The sequence below is a fragment of the Fodinibius sp. GM108 genome (genome assembly GCF_058386985.1).
The window spans coordinates 75,608-94,274 of record NZ_JBYEIR010000011.1; the positions used below are offsets into that span (position 1 = coordinate 75,608).

The window sequence follows — 18,667 nt, forward strand, 5'->3', positions numbered from 1 at the left end:
GACAATTACTTAAAAATGAAATTTTAGCGAAAACGTTCGATGCGGATGTAAGAGATTTGTATCTGCTTTCAGCCTGTTATTTTTAATTTTAACCGTCAGGAATGCATCAAACGCTGATACTATATGATTTAGTATAATTAGCGACACCATGTTCCCGGCTATACGATAACTGTCATTAAATTTTTCGGCCATCCTTGCACCCTTCATAAAATTAAACGGCATAGCCGACCCATCCCAATTAAGTTTATAGCGACTATCCAGTTTGTTACCGTCACGATCATATCCAAAATCACTCCAGCCGCTGCCGTACTGATAATATTTGCTGATAAGCTCATAGTACTGTTGCGAGCCGTAATCGGGCATTACATGAGAAAAAGGATTTCCAATATGATCAGGATATACAAAAAGAGTATTTCGCTCAACCTGACGTAATAATTCCAGATCTACTTTTTCCCAATCTTCTTGGGGATTGTAGTCCGCCGATATTCCGCCAACTTTCGCTTGCAGATCTTCAATATATTCATTCTGAAGATTATTTTGCTCATGATAATTTACCAGCCATTGGGCATAGTTAACAACACTCCAGTTGTTGTCAGCAAATTGTTCATATCGGCGCTGTTCGGCCCTGGCATCATATAATTTTTTAAGATGAACACCCAGAAATATAGCTTCAGCCAGAAAATAGGCTCCCGCCCGTATCCATTTTTTGTTAGCTGCTTGTCCGCTGCCCGGGATAATTGCCGAGCTTGCCAGCGCTAACCCCGATTTTTCTCGTATTGGCTGATAAAAGGGATCGGATTGATCATGTTGGGCATAATGTATTTTGGGTTTCAGATCCTGAATGCTGATCTCATGCTCTTTCTTCTGGAGAGATTGGGCAGAGGCTGTACCCAATAAAACCATAAAAATTAAAATGAGTGGAGATAGCCGTTTACTCATTGCGAATATTGAAATCAAAAGTTAAACCAAAATGGAACATTGGTTGATTGCCATACTCTACACTTTTTCCCGATAATTCTGTGATAAATTCATCGGGCAAAGTAACATCAAATTTATTGAATCCATAAGTCCCGCTGATAAATAGTTTGAGCGGGAAAAGATAATAGCTGTTAAAGGCAAAACGAATTTCTGTACCAAGACCGGTTTTGAGATTATCGCCAATTTCCATAGGACTGTTCCATCCGTTGCCGGCCTCGGCGAAAATCCGTAAAAATAACTTGTCGAGCGTGTGACGCCCCACCTGTTTGTTGATATTCTGGAGCACAGGAAAGTTATATGAAAGTTGGGCAAAGGCTGTTGTGTTGCCACCAATAGCAAAATAGGGATAGCTTCTCATTCCCGTAAAGCCTCCGATATAATCCAGATAAAAAAAGTCATCGGGATTGTTGAGATAGCTGAAACCGCGGCCGTAAAGATTGAGAGTTGAGCTTCTGTCTACAGATATTCCCCAGTTAAGCGTCGTTTTCAGTGAGTGATTTCTGACCGATTGGTAAATGGGTGAAAGCGTACCATCTTGAATATCATATCTGTCGAGGAGTTTACTGGGTTCATAGCGGTAGCGGAGCGTTGTTCTAAGTCCTATGGGTGAAATATCCCTGTTGGGATAGGGGATGAAATTTTCATAAACATAGGCCGCAGTGAGTGAAGTACCTCGAAAATATTCTGATGATGAGGCCGGGATAAACTGCTGCAGCTCTCGTGAAAAGAATCCCTCTGTTTCTACGCGATACGGACTATATCCCGCTCCAATTTCTACCAGGCTGTTATTATCAATTTTGCTTCGAAAACTGATATTCGCTTCCCAGATATTGTAGGCGATATCGGCATGTGTGGTATCGGGCAGACAAGCGGTACACGGGAACTCCTCGATAGCAAGGCCGTCTGAAACGTTTCGCCTGAGACTGTTCAGTTCTACGGAGACGGTGGGCGACCATCGTCTTTTAATAAAAGGAAGCCCCTGGTATTCGGTTGTCAGAAAGAGATCACGATCAAGGTCAGTGAGTCGATGCGGCGAAAAGAAATCACCGATACCGTCGCTGGATATTGAAGCCAATCCAAACAGGGCACCCCCGAAAAAAGTAAGCTGATCGGTTACTTCACGCGAGCTGATATAGGTCCCTAATTTCATGTCGCGCAGGAGATTTCTGCCCAGATCTCCCCATTGTGCAGCAGTCAAAAGTCGACTGTTGCTTCCGTATCGTTTAGAGTAATTGTCGAACCGGATTACAGGGAAAAAGCTAAAGCTGGTAAAGCTGTTTTCATGCCTTCGCAGCGTGGGATTAGAATGTGTGGATCTTTCATCATAAATAATGATCAGTGAGTCAGAACTGGCTAAATCCTGTGGAAGGGAATATGTATAAGAAGAATCGTCTTCAAACCTGATTTGATTCTTCAGATCTTTGGATTCGGGAATTTTAAAGATTTCAGATACAGCTTGTCGATAGCCGGCTGCTGTCTCGTCTTTATTATCGAGTTTATTTATATCCACTGATGAAATTTTATAGCCGTCGTCTCTAAACTCGGCAAATAAAAGGGTACGATCTTTTACATGCGGCATGAAAGCGCCGCCGATAACGTTCGTCAATTTTTGAGGGTTGGCGTTTTCTTCAACAATTGAGATGCGATAAATATTAAAAATTCCGTTCGTATCAGCTGCGTAGTACAGATATTCTCCTTCAGCATCGATAAAAGGATCGCGATAGTCAGTTAACGAATCCTGTAGTAGAGGTTCAATCTGACCGCTGTTATTATAGCGGTAGATATCTCTGGAGGCATTATCAGAATAAGAGAAATAGAAGTTGCCATTGGAGTGCCAGGAGGGGGTATAAACTTGCTCTCCTTCAACAAAGTTTGTGAGTGGATTTATCTCTGAACTTTGCAGATCAACTTCTACAATATTTGTGTTGGCTCCCATTTGTTGGACTGCTAAAAGCTTCTCTTCACTGGGATGCCATGCCGGTGAAGAAAGACGCTGACTGTGCGTAATGCGTTTTTCTTTTTGGGTTTCCAGATCATAGATAAAAAGGTCGTTATATTGTTCTCCATAGCTGTTTGACTTTTGTCTGCTAAATGCAACAGACTTTCCGTCGGGTGAAAAAGTATAGGCTGAGCGAATTCGCTTTATCGTAGGTTCTTGATCGGCCAGTGATGCATGATTATTCTTGGAATTGTTCACCGGTCCGATATTAATTGTATGCCCGGATGAAAGACTGTCAGCGAGTTCTTCAATAAAAAGTTGGGTATTAGCTCCGAGGTGATTTTTATTGGATAGATATGCGATTCTATCTTTTGAAGGAGATAATTTCGGATAAAAGTTGAAAAATCCCTCATTCTGTAGAGATTCAGGTTCAGTAAATGACAGCGTTTCAGTGGCTTGCTGATAAGCGGACTGGGATGATATTATAAATTCTTCGAAAAGATTTTTTCCTGAAGTGCCGGTGGCTTTTTCAATAGCTTTGTCAGCTGAAAAAACGCCCTGTCGGCCTAAAGCTTTGGAAATATCAGCTAATATTTCTTCACCGTACTTATTCGCCAGGAAAGTAGTAAAGGCAAATCCCTGATTATAGATGCGTTCACGCTCCAGCGCATTTTTAGAGCCGAATATGCCCATCTCTTCAAAACTGATGACATCATCAGAAAGTACGGATGTTCGCAGCAGCATGTCGCGGTGCGAATCCCAGAAATCATAGTAAAGATAGCTTCGCTGATATTGTGCGATACCTTCGGCCAGCCATACGGGCACACTTACAGATGCAAATGGATAGGTAATTAATCCTTGGGGATAACCATAGAGTACATCCGGGCGACGAACATCGGAGTATGAAAGCCATTGAAAATAGATAGCTGGGATTCGTCGGTTTTTTTTCATGGCTGACTGCAGCTGAATGATATGCGTGAACTCGTGCGTGATAACATCCCAGAGCCAGTTGTGTGTACCACGCAGTGGAGTATCAAGTGAGGGCACCCATATTTCTATCTGGTTATCAAAAAAGTAGGCCGCACCGTTGGAGTAATCCTGCCGGTCATTGAGAACAATATGAATTTTCGTATCCGGCTCGTAATTATAGAGCGCTGTTATCTCGGGATATATTTTCTCTGCAATTCGAATTGTTTGCTGTGCCGGGCGCTCGGTCCCTTCCTGAAAATGCACCTGAAAATGCTCGCTTTCAATAGTATACCACGGGAGATGATTATTAGGATAGCTATAATCTGATGGCGAAAGCTGTCCGAAAAGCAGGGCAGGGGATCCTGTTAATCCCAATAAGACAAACAGCAGGATAATATGTATCTGGCTTGTTTTCATCTAATGGATGACTGCTATTTTGAGCATCTTACGAGCTTTTTCACCGTTGACAGTGGCAGTGACCATCGCAAAATATACGCCGCTGCTCCAGTTTTGTGTAGAAATTTGTCGTTCTTCAGGGCCTGATCCGCTGGATTCGTAACGTTCTTCAAAAATTATGCTTCCGCCTGCATTAATGATTTTTACATCAACAAATCCGGCACTGCTGGTTTGGAACCGGAGATTGGTTGCGTCTTCAGCCGGATTGGGCCAGTTATAGGTTTCCTCTTCAATCAAAATATCCTGGAAATCCGCAGGAGGTTCTTTTTCAAGTTCCATAGGGCCGGAAACTTTGTTATGAGGTGCGTTGCCGTACCGGCTTTGCCAGAGTACTTTTTCTATTGAAGATATCTCCCATGCTTTTAACTCTCCGTGATGGCTTACGGTCCAAAGGGTGTTACTGTGCAACAGTGGATGTATGGGCTCGTTGTCCCGGTAGGATATACTACCTACATATAGAGGGAACCCTTTTATTGTCTGACCATCAGATGTAAAAGCGTGAATATTCATAGAGAGGCTGTCTTGCGCGGTGATATAAAGCGTTTGATAATCGGATTTTTCTGTAGATGAAATTAATGGTGTCCCCACAAAGTCTGTTCCGTCAGGCGGTTGCAGAGGGAAATGAGCCAACATAGCTCCATTCTGATTTCTGGCCTCTAGAGCGTTGGTTTCTTGGTTAACATAGATAAAATCGATCCGTCCGTCGTTGTTAATATCAACCATCGCCGGCCATCCCAATGGCGTATTTTGAACAATTGTTCGGGGATTACTGAAATCTTGAGGATCAAAGACAATTAAATCATCATCCGACAAATAGTAGAAACCATCTTGGTCTGGTGTTAACCTCACTGCACCGGTGTACCGGCGTTTACCATTAGAAATCGAAGTCGATTGCCCGTTGGGATGCAGCATTAGGTTCCGATCGGTAAGAGTCGTAAACTGACCATCCTGTGAGGATGAACGCTGTTGTGGATTATCCAGTGGAGCCAGGAGTGAGCCGTCAGAAATATTAATTTGCTGATCGGTAAAATCCAGCCAAAGTGTTTGATCGTCGAGTGAGCTTAAAAAAGCTTTATTTGCATTCACTTGCTGATCCCACGCCATAGTCCAGTTTGTCCCATTCCACTGCCAGGATGTTATAGTAATTTGAGGATCTGCGGGAGCCTCTCCGAGTATCAGCGAATTTCCAATATATGGTTGCTGGGATTGGCCGGACTGAAAATTAAAAAGTGGTTCCTGAGTTTCTTCGGATAGGTTAAGGGCATAGGTGGTTTCGCGGGATGGAAGAATGAGAAAGGAATCAGTTGAGGTTTTATAAAGAGATAACTCCAGAGGGTAAGCCTCAAAATAATCATCGTCGGACTGAGTAAACGTGGTTTGGTCGGGCAACGAATCGATCGGAAGGGTAATGGGTTGGATATCGCCATTTGTTCGGGAGCGGATGCGGAATGAAGCCGTGTGGTGGTTATCCGAAAAATCATAGAATTCGAAAAAACCAAGTGCCCCGGAATTTGATTTATTAGAGGGATTGGTATCGGGGCCGAATCGATTTTTGTAAAACTGGAGCGTATCGCCATCCAGAGTAACTACGGAGGCATCATTTCCACTCCACCAAAAGTCAAAAGCGGTTCCCCGGGCTTGGTTATCAAAATCTTCACTGGCAGCCCGCCCAATATCCTGTGCACCATCTGCTTCCTCAAGATCGATGCCCCGGCGATTTGGGTCAGCATTGACTGTATTAGTGGTAAGTTCGCTGCTGATGACTGACTCATCAATATGCCAGATCAGTATGCCTCCGTTTAACAGGCGATCATCACTAGTGCCAGCTGACTCATCCGGACCGCGATCAATCCCGCCGGGTAGGCTCCAGTCGAAATTATTTACATCTGTTACTACGCCGCGGATAAGTCTTTCTGCAAAGTTTTCTGCTTGATCTACAAAAGCTTCATCATAGTTGTCAAAATGTTTCTCCCGGGTTGTACCATCCGGTTGTCGGAAAGTCACCGTAACTCCATTGTTATCCGGGTCGCGGTGGCGATTTTCAATTAAAAAGTATTCCGATTTCGAAAGTTCAAATTTGGCAATACTATTTTGTTGATGAAGTGAAGCAGCCGGTAATGAAACTGGAACATTTCTATTTGGTGTGACTGTAAAAGGCGTTTGCCATCCCAGGTAACTTTTCTCCCAGGCTGATGGTTCGGGTGGAAACAGACCGCGGTATGAGAAAAAGCTTTCGCCGTCCATCAGTCCGAACCGGCCGATACCTGAACTGCCGGTTTTGGTATCAAACAGATCCGGCAGTCCCAGATAACTGCCAATAGTAGCGCAAAGTAATCCGTTTATCGACAGCTGTAAAACAAAAGGATCACCTGTAACATCTTCACCTCGTCGGGAAAGCGTGCGGGGGACAATTGCAGTATTGGTGATCTTAAAATCCCCATCATTTATATCGAAGCCGTCGAATGTTGGCTCGTTAAGTAATTCGGAAAGGGCTTTTTGATCCAGATAAACAGAGGGAATATCCTGCGGTGTTTTATCAAGTGTAGTGCCTACGAGTTCAATATCTCTTCCCACACCAGCATGGAAGATGATGAATGCCGTTTTTTGGGGGTCTAAATCGGCAGTAGAAAAACCTCCCTGTTGTTCAACGACATTCCATGTATCCCGTGCCAGGTGGCCCAGCTTATCATTGGTAAATGATTGACCGGTAGGAGAATAATCTTCCATTTTCTGCGGGAGCCGGTAGATTTCAGGCAGGACCTGATATTGTACAGCCATCTGGCTGCCAGATACTCTGCGAAAATAATTTTGAACAAATTGCAGATGACTCTCAAAGTATTGCCGATCATGGGGCAGTGGGTCAATTGTAATCTCCGGATCATTCAGAAATGAGAGATTCCCTTCGTCAAAAGTGCCGTCGCCGGTCGTAAAGCGGTTATCATCAGACTGAAATTCTACTCGTACAGCGACAATGGTTACAGTATCAGGTGCTTTTGCCTGAGGGTTTATTGAGAGGGAGTTAATAGCATGGCTTCGAACCGGAGTAACATGCTGGGAAAATGAGAAATCAGGATAAAAAAATAAAAGCATGCTTGTTAGAAGCATGCTTTTGATTAGCCGAATTTGGTAAGAAATCATAATCTTACCACCCGATTAGAAATTCAGCAGTAGTCCGAACCGGGTAGTATTGGCAAGTGGATGATTTTCGTCTCCAAGTGTGCTTATATAGCTAAAATCTACTCCAACGAATTTATACTTAATACCAGCTCCCAACGTCATGTATTGACGATCTCCATTATTTGGATCTTCATAATAATAGCCGCCACGTACTGAAAAGAGCTCGTTGTACCAATATTCAAGTCCTGTAGCATACATCAGCTGCTGCGGCAATGTTAATGTAACTTCTCCTGTACCGGTGTTTCGATCAAAACTTCCCCAGGATGTAAATAATGAACTCAGTACGCCTTTAGGTTCTCCGTCGGAATCGAGACGTGCCATTACCTTGGAGATGTCATTGGCAAGGGTTAGCGTATGAACGCCATCTGAATCCAGGTTGGTATTCAATGCCCACCCGATGCGAAACAATGTAGGAAGCGGATCTTTTTGGGCATTGTCGGTATAGTGAACACCCGGACCTATATTGGAGATGTTTAAACCGGCATTAACATTGGCATCGTTGCCGAGTAAACCAAATGTATTGGATTTATACATCCCGGAGATATCTACGCCCACACTTGAGCCGGGATTTATATTTTGTCCGCCTACACTGCCGTCCGCCAAACTGCTATAGATAAAACGAAATCCGGTACCAAGCGACCAGTTTTTGTTGAGCTGTAATCCGTATGAGATACCAGCGGCAAGTTCATAACTGTTAAAACGACCTTGTTCGAGACCTGATTCATTAACCCGAAGCTGCTCTCCCAGATTCAGATAAGTTATATGAGCACCGAAGGTCCCGATATCTTCTACATGATATTTACCCACGAGGTAGTCGTAAAACAGATCAGCGTTAAATTGTGGCAGCCATTCGCTGTGCGTAATACTCACCTGATTGCCGGTCTGAAAAGCTAATCCTGCCGGATTCCAAAAAACAGCCGAAGCATTATCGGCGATGGCTACGCCTGTATTACCCATTCCGGCAGCCCGTGAATCCGGTTCAATCTGCAGAAAAGGGACGGAGGTAATTCCAACTTGACCAAACGCAAAACTTGCGGTTATTAATAAAAGACCAAGTGTGGTTAGAGTTTTTTTAATCATGATGCAAGCAAAGTTAAGAACATTGGAAAATAAAAACTGAGCCCCGAGTGAAATTTTAATGCCTTTATTTCTCAGCTTTATTACTAATAAATATAAAGTTATCAGAATAAAGCAAAAATAAAAAAGAACTGGGTAAGTTTCTATGCAGGACGTGGAAAGGATAGGCTTATAATTCCCAAGCTCCTGCTTGGGAATGTAATTACTTGTTGAAAGCGGATTCTTTCAGATAACTTTTTGGTTGCCCCTTGTCTGAAGAAGAATCAACAGATTAATAAAAATTACTTTAGCCTGAAGATGAATCATCAGGCTAAGAACGTCAAAACCCGAAGCCCACTTGAAGTGGGCTTTAAAAAGATTCTTAGCCCACGGATTCATCCGTGGGAAGAACTAATTCAGCATCTCAATTACCATTGAGGAAGCGCCTCCTCCTCCGTTGCATATACCGGCACAGCCCCATTGTCCGCCAGTGCGTTTAAGAGCATGAACAAGCGTAACCATAATTCGGGCTCCGGAACAGCCGATAGGATGCCCGATGCTGACTGCACCTCCGTGGATGTTGACTTTTTCGGGATCCAGTTCCAGAATTTGATTGTTAATCAATGAAACAACTGAAAATGCCTCATTGATTTCAAAAAGATCAACATCATTTTTGTCTAACTCGGCGCGCTTGAGTGCTTTGGGAATGGCATCAGCCGGGGCAGTGGTGAACCATTCTGGCTTCTTGGCGGCACTTGCCTGACTTACTACGCGTGCAAGCGGTGTTAATCCTAATTCTTCTGCTTTTTCTTCACTCATAAGCAGAACGGCAGCAGCTCCATCATTGATGCTGCTGGCATTGGCAGGCGTAACAGTACCTTCTTTATCAAAAACAGGATTCAGCTTAGGAACCTTGTCATAATCGATCCGCTTGAGTTCCTCATCCATTTTTACTTTTGAGGTATTTCCTTTGCGGTCTTTTACTTTCATCTCTATTACTTCGTCATCAAAATAACCTTCTTCGTGGGCCTTTATTGCTCGTTTGTACGAAGTGATAGCGTATTCGTCCTGTTGCTCACGACTAATGTTACATTCCTTAGCACAGAGTTCGGCTGCATTCCCCATGTGGAAATCGTTGTATACGTCCCAAAGTCCGTCTTTGATGATGCCATCTTCGGCCTGAGTATGACCAAGTTTGGATCCAAAGCGGTGTTTTTGCAGGTAATAGGGCACATTGCTCATGCTTTCCATGCCGCCTGCAACAATGATATCAGCTTCATTAAGCTGGATTTGGTTAGTCGCAACCATAATAGCCTTCATGCCTGAAGCACAAACTTTGTTTATTGCAGTGGCCGGTGTCAGTTCAGAAAGTCCGGCTTTTAAAGCAGCTTGGCGGGCCGGTGCCTGACCAATACCGGCAGTAAGAACGTTGCCAAAAACAACTTCCTGAATTTGTTTCGGGTCTATGCCTGAAGATTTCATAATTTCAGTGATGGTGGCAGCTCCAAGCTCCGGTGCCGAATATGAAGAGAGGCTGCCGCCGAATGATCCTACCGGAGTTCGTTTTGCTTCTACAATAACTACGTTGCGCATAACACTTATTAGATTAGTAAGTTAGATAAATGTTGAATTCTTGATTGCAGAATAAAGATTACAGATTATCGATTAACGATTTTACTTCCAAAATCAGAAATCGTTAATCCTTGAATCATGGTTTATTAGACTTTGCAAAACATGTGTCACCCTGAATTTATTTCAGGGTCTGGAGCAAAAGTTGTATTAGAAGCTTTTAAAGAACGATTGCTTACAGATGCTGAAGAGATCCTGAATCTAGTTCAGGACAGGGTTCAGCATGACATGAATCGTTCTGCAAAGATATCAATTTATAAATTTAAAGCCTGATCTAAATCCTCAACGAGATCGTCAGCATCTTCGATTCCTACCGAAAGTCTGATCAGGGAATCCTTGAGTCCCGCTTCTTCACGTACTTTTTTGGGGATCGATCCGTGAGTCATGGAAGCGGGATGGCTGATTAACGATTCCACGCCACCCAGACTTTCTGCCAGTGTAAATACCTGCATTCGGCTCATGAATTCTTTGGCTGATTCCTGGGAATCATCTTTCATCGAGAACGAAACCATTGCACCAAAATCGCTCATCTGCTTTTTAGCGATCTCGTGCTGCTCGTGGCTTTCTAATCCGGGATAGATAACGCGATCAACGGCGTCGTGCCCATTCAAAAAGTCAGCTACTTTCTTGGCATTGTCCACGGATTGTTGAACACGAACTGACAGTGTTTTGATTCCACGTAGTGTCAAATAACAGTCCATAGGACCGGGAACAGCTCCGGTTGTTTTAACCTGAAACCGTATCTGTTCCATAATATCAGAATTAGAAGTAGCGACAGCTCCTCCTATTATATCCGAGTGTCCGCCCAGGTATTTAGTTGTTGAATGCAGAACCATGTCGGCGCCCAATTCTAGCGGTTGCTGCAGATACGGTGAAGCAAAGGTGTTATCGACGATTGATAAAATATCATTCTCCTGCGCAAAACTGGTAAGTTTTTCAATATCTACAACACGCAACAATGGATTTGTGGGTGTTTCAATCCAAAGTAGTTTTGCGCTGTCGGTGGCGGCATCTTTTACTTCTTGAATATTGGTCATATCCACAAAGCTGAAGTCGATACCAAACGGTTCAAAAACTTTTGTAAACAAACGATAGGTACCGCCGTAAAGATCATTAGATGCGATTATCTGGTCGCCGGGACGAAACATCTTCAGAACTGCATCCATAGCCGCACACCCACTGGCAAAGCAGGCACATTCATCGGCATTTTCAAGCCCTGCAATAAGTTTTTCCAGAGCAGTCCGTGTAGGATTACCAACGCGCGCATAATCATATCCTTTATTTACATTCGGTGCCTCCTGGGCATAGGTAGAGGTTTGAAAGATGGGAGGCATGACTGCTCCGGAAGTTTCTTCGGGTTTTTGTCCGGCGTGAATAGTCTTCGTATTAAATTTCATGGAAAGAATAGTTAGAAATTAGACTTTGCATTTCGTGCTTTCTCTTCCATCCCAAGATATGAATAAGCCTGATAGAGGTTGCGCCATACATTCTGTTCATCGGGATTTTCTTCTGCCACTTGTTCGAACAGCGGGATCGCGGCAGAGATGTAACTATTTATTTTTTCCTGTAGTTGTGCTTTCTCTGATTCCTCAACAAGCGGTAACAGTCGCTGATATTTTGAGGCTGCATTTTGATAAAAGTTGGCGAAACTCATTTTAAGCTCATAATCAGAGGGTTTCTGATCAACAATTCGTACAAATTGTTCCTCAGCTCGATTTAATAGCGAGGCGACTTCTGCCAAAGCAGCATCTTCAATCTGTTTTTCTTTCTTTAGAGAAGAAGCTATTGATTCGAGCTGTTTGGATGCTATAAAATAAAGTTCCGTTGCCAGGCTTTGCGTATAAACAACATTTTCGGGTTCAATAGCAATAAGCTGATCGAGTAATTCCGTTGCTTTTTCATGTTGATCCGCATTCATGTAAGCGTTGGCCAATCCATGCAGCAGGTTTAAGTTCTGATCGGAAAAAGATTCTGCTTCTTCGTAAATTTCTACTGCTTTTTGAGGCTGATCATCTTCTAAATACAGGAAAGCCAACTGTTCCAACAAGGGTATTGGCAAATCACCAATATTATTCCGGGCATCATTTAATATTTCAATAGCTTTCTTCGGCTGTTGATTTTGGTAATAAGCTTGTGCTCCCATTTTATAGGAGATGGTGCTATCCGGTATTATTACGGTAGCATTTTTGAAGTGAGCGGCAGCTCGCACATAATCAGACTTTTCTTTCGTGGTATCGTTCTGCAAAATCTGGACACCTTGATTGTGCTCATTACTCCAGGTAACATTTAACAGCTCTTCTACTTTTTCTGTTTGTGGGCCGGGAGTGTACAGATCAACAGCTTTTTCTAGCGATTGATTGACATCGGCATAAATGTCTGTACGCTCCGCAGGTTCATCCTGTTTTTGAGCAAGTTTGGCAAGCAGTGAACCTTTCTCGTAATAGAGGTCAGGTTCTCGAGCATCCGTATTTACTTGTTCTTCAAGGGAGTCAAGCCGTTGATTAATTTGTTGCTCAGAAAGGTCTGTCGCAGCTTTATTTTCTTGATTCGTGGATTGCAGTGTAGAACAACTAATAAAGAACCCGAATGCAAGCACAAGGCTTGCAATTCGGGTAAAGTGATCAAACATATTTTCTGTAAAGTTGGATTTTAGATCTTAATTGCCATTATCCAAGCCTGCTTTTTTCATAGCTTCCCGGGCTTTTTCATCCATTCCCAAGGTGGTATAGATTTCGAACAGGCGCTTCCAATATTCTTGATTGTCAGGTTCGATTTCGGTTGCTTTTTCATAATAGTCCATAGCTTCTTTCAGAAGTTCACTACCTTCTTTATCGAGCTGTTGTGCTTTTTCGTTATCTGTAGTACGGTTTCGCTGATCAAATATTGCTTTTGCCTTGTTTTGATAAATGATGCCTAATGTATTGTAAGCATTGGCATCCTTCGGTCGATATTTTAAGGTTGTTTTCAGCGACTCTTCAGCCCGTTCTGTTAGTTCATCGATCTCAGATTGGAGCTGTTTGTTTTCTTCATTAAGCTCTTCGATTTGCTCTTTGATCTCTTCTTGTTCTTCAGGGCTGGCGTCTTTTAGATCTTGACGTAGGGCCAATATTTTTTCTGAATTCTGAGATAGTGTGTCACCAATCTGCAGTGCTTTTTGATAGATCTGTGTCCCCAGTACAAGATGATACTGTGGGTTCTCTGGATTCTGTTCTACCAGCTGCTCAACCGTTGCAATGGCCTGATCTGATTTTCCTACCCGGTTATAGGCATCTGCCAGATTAGAGACGATATCTTCATTTTCAGGGTATTGCTCCTGAGCTTTTTTAAAGACTTCCAGAACTTCTTCCTGATTGTCCAGGTTGAAATGATAGCTGGCCAACTGCATGTAATCATCAGCCTTGACAGAATCACGGGGAACCATTGAAATATATTTCTCTTTGGCTCTTACTGATTCTTCAAAATCCTTATCCATAGCTGCTACTTGGGCCAGAACATTCCACGATAAGGCACTGTCTGGCTGAATAGTAGTTGCATTTTTCAAATGCTCAATTGAATACCTTACAGGATTGTCGACAGTATTTTTCAAGCTGTCACTTTGTATATATTCAATAGCCGTATTGTGCTCGGTCTGCCAAAGTACATTTTTGACGGCATCAATACGATCAATCTCTTCAGGGACATTTTCTGTAGTATCGGCAACAGTTTCGGCAAGATTGAAAGCCTCGTTCATGTCGTTATAATATTCAGAACGTTCAGCGGGGTCTTCTATCTCACCGGCAATCTCACTTAAAGCTACCGCTTTATAGTAATATCCCATGGGATCGCCCGGATATTCTTCAATGGATTGTTCCGCGGCTTTCAGGGCAGCTTTAAAATCTTGACTTTCAAAATGAGATTGGGCCTCGTCGACAAGGGGGTTTGTAGTTGCACTACACCCTATCATCACTGCAACGAGCAAAGTTACGATAATATGTGGTAATTTTTTTAAGAACATGATTTTAGGTTTCTGTGGAATTCTTTATTTAAATAATCTCAAAATTTATTAGGCAAGAAAGTAACTATATATAGTCCTTTCTGCAATATAATCACTCAAAATTATTATATTCCCCAATGTGCGTTTTAATTATCTCTTAACTTAGCAAGATCTTACTATGTTTGGCAATAGTCATTTCAAAAGTTACCAACAAGACGGCTTTGAATTCTTAAAAATCTCTTCCAAAAATAATAACGATAACACACTTGTTTTTTTGCATGGGTTATTCGGGGGACTCAGCAATTATGATGCTCTCATTAAAAAATTAGATGGTTATAATATTTATGTGCCTGCAATTCCTATTCATAGCTTTGATGAAGAGCTTTCTATAAAAAATCTTACATCCTGGTTACATAGTTTTATGGAGACCCTGGAAATTGACAAGCCTACTCTCCTGGGAAATTCCCTTGGTGGACATTTGGCTCTAAATTATGTACTTCAGCATCCCGAAAATGTTTCATCATTAGTATTAACGGGTAGTTCTGGTCTGCAAGAGAAAGATTTTGGTTCTACTTTTCCGCGGCGCAACGATCGAGAATATGTTCGAAAACAGGCTGCACTCACTTTTTATGACGATATTATTGATGATGTTCTACTTGATAATATTATGGATGTAATATCGACTCCTTCAAAACTGCGGAATATTCTGGCTATCACCCGCGACACGCATGAATTCAATATGGAGCAGTATCTGTCGGAAATCACGCATGATGTGTTATTAATCTGGGGAAGAAATGATGAGATTACCCCTCCGGAAGTAGGGCGGGAATTTAATCAGAAGTTGCCAAATTCCCGCCTGCGATGGATTGATAAATGCGGGCATGCCCCGATGATGGAACATCCCAAAACATTTGCTTTATTTTTGAACGAATTCTTAATTGAACTGAAAAATAATCGCAATAACAAGACTACAGATGGTTATGAAGAAAACTATTCACACCTCTAATGCTCCGGAAGCTATAGGACCTTACAGTCAGGCTGTTGTCCACGACAATATTATTTACTGTTCGGGGCAGATCGGCCTCGATCCGGTTAGCATGGAATTTGTCGGAGATGATGTGGAGTCGCAGGCGCAACAGGTAATGAAGAATTTGGAGGCTGTTTTAACAGAAGCAGGTTCTGGATTCGATAAAGTTATTAAGTGCAGTATTTTCCTGGATGATATGGATAATTTTGGAGCGGTAAATGAAATTTATGGCAGTTATTTTGGCGATAACCCTCCTGCTCGTGAAACAGTAGCTGTCAAAACGTTGCCTAAAAATTGTAAAGTAGAGATCGGTTGTACGGCCTATATTTAAATAATTAAACCCGGTATAGTGGTTAAAAAGATCCGTTTACTTTTGGACTAAATAACACCCCTAAGTCCCTCCGCGGGAGGGGAGGGTGGGTGAATAAACTGGGGATTATGCTCCAGAACCATTAAACCTAATCCCTCAAAGCGTTCATTAAGTACATGCTAACTGACAAGGAGCAGAGATCTCTGCTCCTTTTATTTTCTTGCCCGACTGGTACTGGTTTCCAGCTGAAATGTAGAAGATTGCTCATTGCCCATCTTGTCAAAAACGGTGACTTCTATATTCAGAGTACCATCGGGGACGAAAGATGGATGATAATACACCAGCCGATTATCCTCGGGTTCAAACTCCCCAATTCCACGTACACCATTAACAGTTATTTTTGAACGAGAAAAATCAATGCCTGATAAGCTGTCACGGACATCAAATAATACCAGCCATTGACCATCGGGACGCTGAGTCAGCCGGGGATTTTTGAGTTTGGGCGGAATTGTATCTCTCTTCAAGGTAAAAGTACCGAGCTCTTCTGCTTCTGCAGTGATATGAGTATCCGAAAATGAAGTAGGAATCAGATCCCATTCGTGATCATCCCGATCCAGATGGTAAAATGACAGTTTTGATATATCGGTTAAAGCAGAGTCACGCTTCACGGAGAACTTATAGGGATTGCGAAGGGGAAACGCTTCGGGAAGGATATCGACCGTCATAGAATCCGCTTTAAAGGATTGTATAGCCATACCCGCACTCAAAGTATCATAGACGGTATTAGCCGGAAATACAGCATATCCCTCCTGATTTTCAGCCGAAATAACTGTTTCTGCATTCGGATTAATCCGCCGAAAGGTAACGGCACCAATATCAGGAATATTCATAAACAGATTATCCTGTTTCTGCAGGTCTAGCGTTATACTATTACCATGATGAATAAAACTATGCTTTGATGTGCCAATAGTTATCTGGTTGAATTGCTTTTTGGAGAGCGTAACCCAGTTATTGAACCATTTCCACTGATGTAGAGGAGCAATTGCTTCAGTTACGTACTCTTTTTCCGGCAGTTCTCGTTTTAAAGATTTCTTTTCCTGAACAATCAGACGCAGCGAAGCTGTACTGGTATTTCCATAAAAATCAGTAGTCTCAATGGATACAGAATGCGATCCCGGCTCTAGGTTAAGTCTGCCTTTTGAAGGAGAATCAGAATAGAAGGGCAGGGTGTTTCCATCAGCAGTATAAAGCCGCTGGTATCCCTCGTCTACATTTTTTAAAAGAGGATATACGCGGTCAATAAACATCTGATCTGTTTCTGCATAAGAAAAGCTGTCTGCACGGGCCGTAAAAAGTTCTTGCCCGTCAACCGACATCTTTATTTCATATACGGCATAGCTGTTGTTTACGCGATTTGATTGATCGAAAACATTAATGCCCAACCCCACAGGCCCCGATACTGTAATGGTGCCGGCATCGTATTTCCCCTTTTTACCCCAGGCACGCTTTGTGTAAATTCTGTTTTCTCCTTCAATAGTAGAGTGAGGGGAAAGTGGTTCTACCGAAACGCCCAATATTTGTGGAGCGATATTATCAACTACACTCAGGTTGGTTAGCAGCGGATTGTACGGCCGGTGAGAAGGTGTTCGCAGTTCAAAGTGCAGATGGGGCGGACCGATACCTGAAGCGCCGCTGTAACCGATCACGTCGCCCTGCTCAACTTCAATATTGCGCCAACCTGTAAAACGGTCGATTCTGAACTGATAATCTTCGGCAAAGCGGATGGAATCAGCCAGTTGCTGCAGTTCTTTGTTAAAGGAGAGCAGATGCGCGTACACTGAATACGAACCATCCGAATGCTTTAAATACACAACTTTGCCATAACCTTTTGGACCAATAGCAATACGCTCTACAACACCATCACGTGTTGCATAAACTTTATAACCGCGCTGACCCCATGTTTTGATATCAAGAGCAGCATGGAAGTGGGCCGAGCGTGTTTCTGCAAATGTAGAGGAAAGATAGGGACTAGCTTCTGTCGGCCACAGGTAGTGTGCCGCTGCGGGATCAAACTGTTGTTTATTTTGTGCCCGAATGTCATCCGCAAAGAATAAAAATAGAAGTAAAAAGGGCAGTAGGCGCTTCATCATTTAACTTACTGTTACAGAAAGACTTGCAAGTCCGTTATTCATAGTTGCTTCGATTTTATCTCCCGATTTAATAGGCGATACTCCTTTAGGTGTACCGGTAAAAATCAGATCACCCGGCTGTAAGGTAAAAATATTTGACAAATAACTTATTAGTTCAGCTACTGAAAATATCATGAGTTTTGTACTATCGGACTGACGCGTTATGCCATTCACGCTGATTTCCAGTAAAATATCCTGCGGGTCAGAAATCTCGTGCCAGTTAACGAATCGGCTAAGGGGTGCAAACGTATCAAAGCCCTTGGCGACCGACCATGGATGCGAATTGTCTTTTGCCTGTTGTTGTATATCACGAGCCGTCACGTCAATGCCGATACCATATCCTGCAATATGATCCAGCGCCTCATCTTTAGGGATTTTTTTGCCCGATTTCCCAATGGCAACTACCATTTCGACCTCATGATGCACATTCTTGCTTTGCGGTGGGAGTTCGATATTATCACCGTCAAAAATGACGCTGCTGGTAGGTTTTAGAAAAACGATTGGTTGATCAGGGGGCTTGTTGTTGAGCTCGACAGCATGTTCGACATAATTTCGGCCGATGCAGTAAATGTTACCGATCTTAAGGTGTGATAATCCGGGTATTGAGTAAGTAGACATAAGGCAGGGAATATAAAAAAAGCCTTGGTCTCGTGAGAAACCAAGGCTTTAAAATCTGGTAAAATTTGCGTTATGAAACAGGCTCTACACTTACAAACTTGCGTCCGCCATTACGCGTGCGGAATGTAACCTGTCCGTCTGCTTTGGCAAAGAGCGTATCGTCTTTTCCACGGCCAACATTTTCGCCGGGATGGAATTTTGTGCCGCGCTGACGTACGATGATATGCCCGGCTTTGACGATTTCTCCACCATATTCTTTTACACCCAGCCGCTTCGATATCGAATCGCGGCCGTTCTTTGTAGATCCTTGTCCTTTCTTATGTGCCATAACAATCTAAATTCTTTA

General features: G+C 42.8%; 13 protein-coding genes. 2 read left to right on the plus strand and 11 right to left on the minus strand.

The window, feature by feature from the left end; all coding sequences use genetic code 11:
• Positions 1-9 precede the first annotated feature (9 nt).
• From ACT3ID_RS17265 to ACT3ID_RS17300, 8 genes are all read right to left on the minus strand, one after another.
• Positions 10-939: a hypothetical protein gene (locus ACT3ID_RS17265; RefSeq protein WP_491543310.1), complete on the minus strand. Its 930-nt coding sequence runs from the start codon at positions 937-939 to the stop codon at positions 10-12.
• Positions 932-4,303, minus strand: coding sequence for a TolB family protein (locus tag ACT3ID_RS17270; RefSeq protein ID WP_491543311.1), 3,372 nt, complete (start codon positions 4,301-4,303; stop codon positions 932-934). Before ACT3ID_RS17270 ends, ACT3ID_RS17265 begins: the two co-directional genes overlap by 8 nt.
• Complete coding sequence (locus ACT3ID_RS17275) at positions 4,304-7,480, minus strand: T9SS-dependent M6-like inactivated metalloprotease (protein ID WP_491543312.1); 3,177 nt, start codon at positions 7,478-7,480, stop codon at positions 4,304-4,306. It abuts the gene before it with no gap.
• Positions 7,481-7,495: 15 nt separating this feature from the next.
• The gene (porV, locus tag ACT3ID_RS17280; RefSeq protein WP_491543313.1) at positions 7,496-8,599 is read right to left on the minus strand and encodes a type IX secretion system outer membrane channel protein PorV; all 1,104 of its coding nucleotides are present in this window, start codon (positions 8,597-8,599) and stop codon (positions 7,496-7,498) included.
• A gap of 387 nt (positions 8,600-8,986) precedes the next feature.
• On the minus strand, positions 8,987-10,168 hold the full coding sequence (locus tag ACT3ID_RS17285; RefSeq protein ID WP_491543314.1) for an acetyl-CoA C-acyltransferase: 1,182 nt from the start codon (positions 10,166-10,168) through the stop codon (positions 8,987-8,989).
• A gap of 290 nt (positions 10,169-10,458) precedes the next feature.
• Entirely contained in the window at positions 10,459-11,601 is a 1,143-nt protein-coding gene (locus ACT3ID_RS17290; RefSeq protein WP_491543315.1) for a cystathionine gamma-synthase, read from the minus strand.
• An 11-nt stretch (positions 11,602-11,612) separates the two neighbouring features.
• A complete protein-coding gene (locus ACT3ID_RS17295; RefSeq protein WP_491543316.1) occupies positions 11,613-12,833 on the minus strand; it encodes a tetratricopeptide repeat protein in 1,221 nt (406 codons plus the stop codon).
• A gap of 27 nt (positions 12,834-12,860) precedes the next feature.
• The gene (locus ACT3ID_RS17300; RefSeq protein WP_491543317.1) at positions 12,861-14,198 is read right to left on the minus strand and encodes a tetratricopeptide repeat protein; all 1,338 of its coding nucleotides are present in this window, start codon (positions 14,196-14,198) and stop codon (positions 12,861-12,863) included.
• Positions 14,199-14,355: 157 nt separating this feature from the next.
• Here ACT3ID_RS17300 and ACT3ID_RS17305 point away from each other — a divergent pair, with 157 nt between their 5' ends.
• Together ACT3ID_RS17305 and ACT3ID_RS17310 are read left to right on the plus strand one after the other, a co-directional pair.
• Complete coding sequence (locus tag ACT3ID_RS17305; RefSeq protein ID WP_491543318.1) at positions 14,356-15,183, plus strand: alpha/beta fold hydrolase; 828 nt, start codon at positions 14,356-14,358, stop codon at positions 15,181-15,183.
• Complete coding sequence (locus ACT3ID_RS17310; RefSeq protein ID WP_491543319.1) at positions 15,158-15,535, plus strand: RidA family protein; 378 nt, start codon at positions 15,158-15,160, stop codon at positions 15,533-15,535. Before ACT3ID_RS17305 ends, ACT3ID_RS17310 begins: the two co-directional genes overlap by 26 nt.
• A gap of 191 nt (positions 15,536-15,726) precedes the next feature.
• Here ACT3ID_RS17310 and ACT3ID_RS17315 read toward each other — a convergent pair whose 3' ends face one another.
• From ACT3ID_RS17315 to rpmA, 3 genes are all read right to left on the minus strand, one after another.
• Positions 15,727-17,664, minus strand: coding sequence for a M23 family metallopeptidase (locus ACT3ID_RS17315; protein ID WP_491543320.1), 1,938 nt, complete (start codon positions 17,662-17,664; stop codon positions 15,727-15,729).
• A complete protein-coding gene (locus tag ACT3ID_RS17320) occupies positions 17,665-18,321 on the minus strand; it encodes a fumarylacetoacetate hydrolase family protein (protein ID WP_491543321.1) in 657 nt (218 codons plus the stop codon).
• Between the two features lie 70 nt (positions 18,322-18,391).
• A complete protein-coding gene (gene rpmA / locus ACT3ID_RS17325) occupies positions 18,392-18,649 on the minus strand; it encodes a 50S ribosomal protein L27 (RefSeq protein ID WP_491543322.1) in 258 nt (85 codons plus the stop codon).
• Positions 18,650-18,667 lie beyond the last annotated feature (18 nt).

Excerpts from the sequence above, each read along its gene's own strand:
- ACT3ID_RS17315 (WP_491543320.1), bottom strand. The coding sequence starts at position 17,664 with ATGATGAAGCGCCTACTGCCCTTTTTACTTCTATTTTTATTCTTTGCG.
- ACT3ID_RS17290 (WP_491543315.1), bottom strand. The coding sequence starts at position 11,601 with ATGAAATTTAATACGAAGACTATTCACGCCGGACAAAAACCCGAAGAA.
- ACT3ID_RS17310 (WP_491543319.1), top strand. The coding sequence starts at position 15,158 with ATGAAGAAAACTATTCACACCTCTAATGCTCCGGAAGCTATAGGACCT.
- ACT3ID_RS17285 (WP_491543314.1), bottom strand. The coding sequence starts at position 10,168 with ATGCGCAACGTAGTTATTGTAGAAGCAAAACGAACTCCGGTAGGATCA.
- rpmA (WP_491543322.1), bottom strand. The coding sequence starts at position 18,649 with ATGGCACATAAGAAAGGACAAGGATCTACAAAGAACGGCCGCGATTCG.
- ACT3ID_RS17275 (WP_491543312.1), bottom strand. The coding sequence starts at position 7,480 with ATGATTTCTTACCAAATTCGGCTAATCAAAAGCATGCTTCTAACAAGC.
- ACT3ID_RS17265 (WP_491543310.1), bottom strand. The coding sequence starts at position 939 with ATGAGTAAACGGCTATCTCCACTCATTTTAATTTTTATGGTTTTATTG.
- porV (WP_491543313.1), bottom strand. The coding sequence starts at position 8,599 with ATGATTAAAAAAACTCTAACCACACTTGGTCTTTTATTAATAACCGCA.
- ACT3ID_RS17300 (WP_491543317.1), bottom strand. The coding sequence starts at position 14,198 with ATGTTCTTAAAAAAATTACCACATATTATCGTAACTTTGCTCGTTGCA.
- ACT3ID_RS17270 (WP_491543311.1), bottom strand. The coding sequence starts at position 4,303 with ATGAAAACAAGCCAGATACATATTATCCTGCTGTTTGTCTTATTGGGA.
- ACT3ID_RS17295 (WP_491543316.1), bottom strand. The coding sequence starts at position 12,833 with ATGTTTGATCACTTTACCCGAATTGCAAGCCTTGTGCTTGCATTCGGG.
- ACT3ID_RS17305 (WP_491543318.1), top strand. The coding sequence starts at position 14,356 with ATGTTTGGCAATAGTCATTTCAAAAGTTACCAACAAGACGGCTTTGAA.
- ACT3ID_RS17320 (WP_491543321.1), bottom strand. The coding sequence starts at position 18,321 with ATGTCTACTTACTCAATACCCGGATTATCACACCTTAAGATCGGTAAC.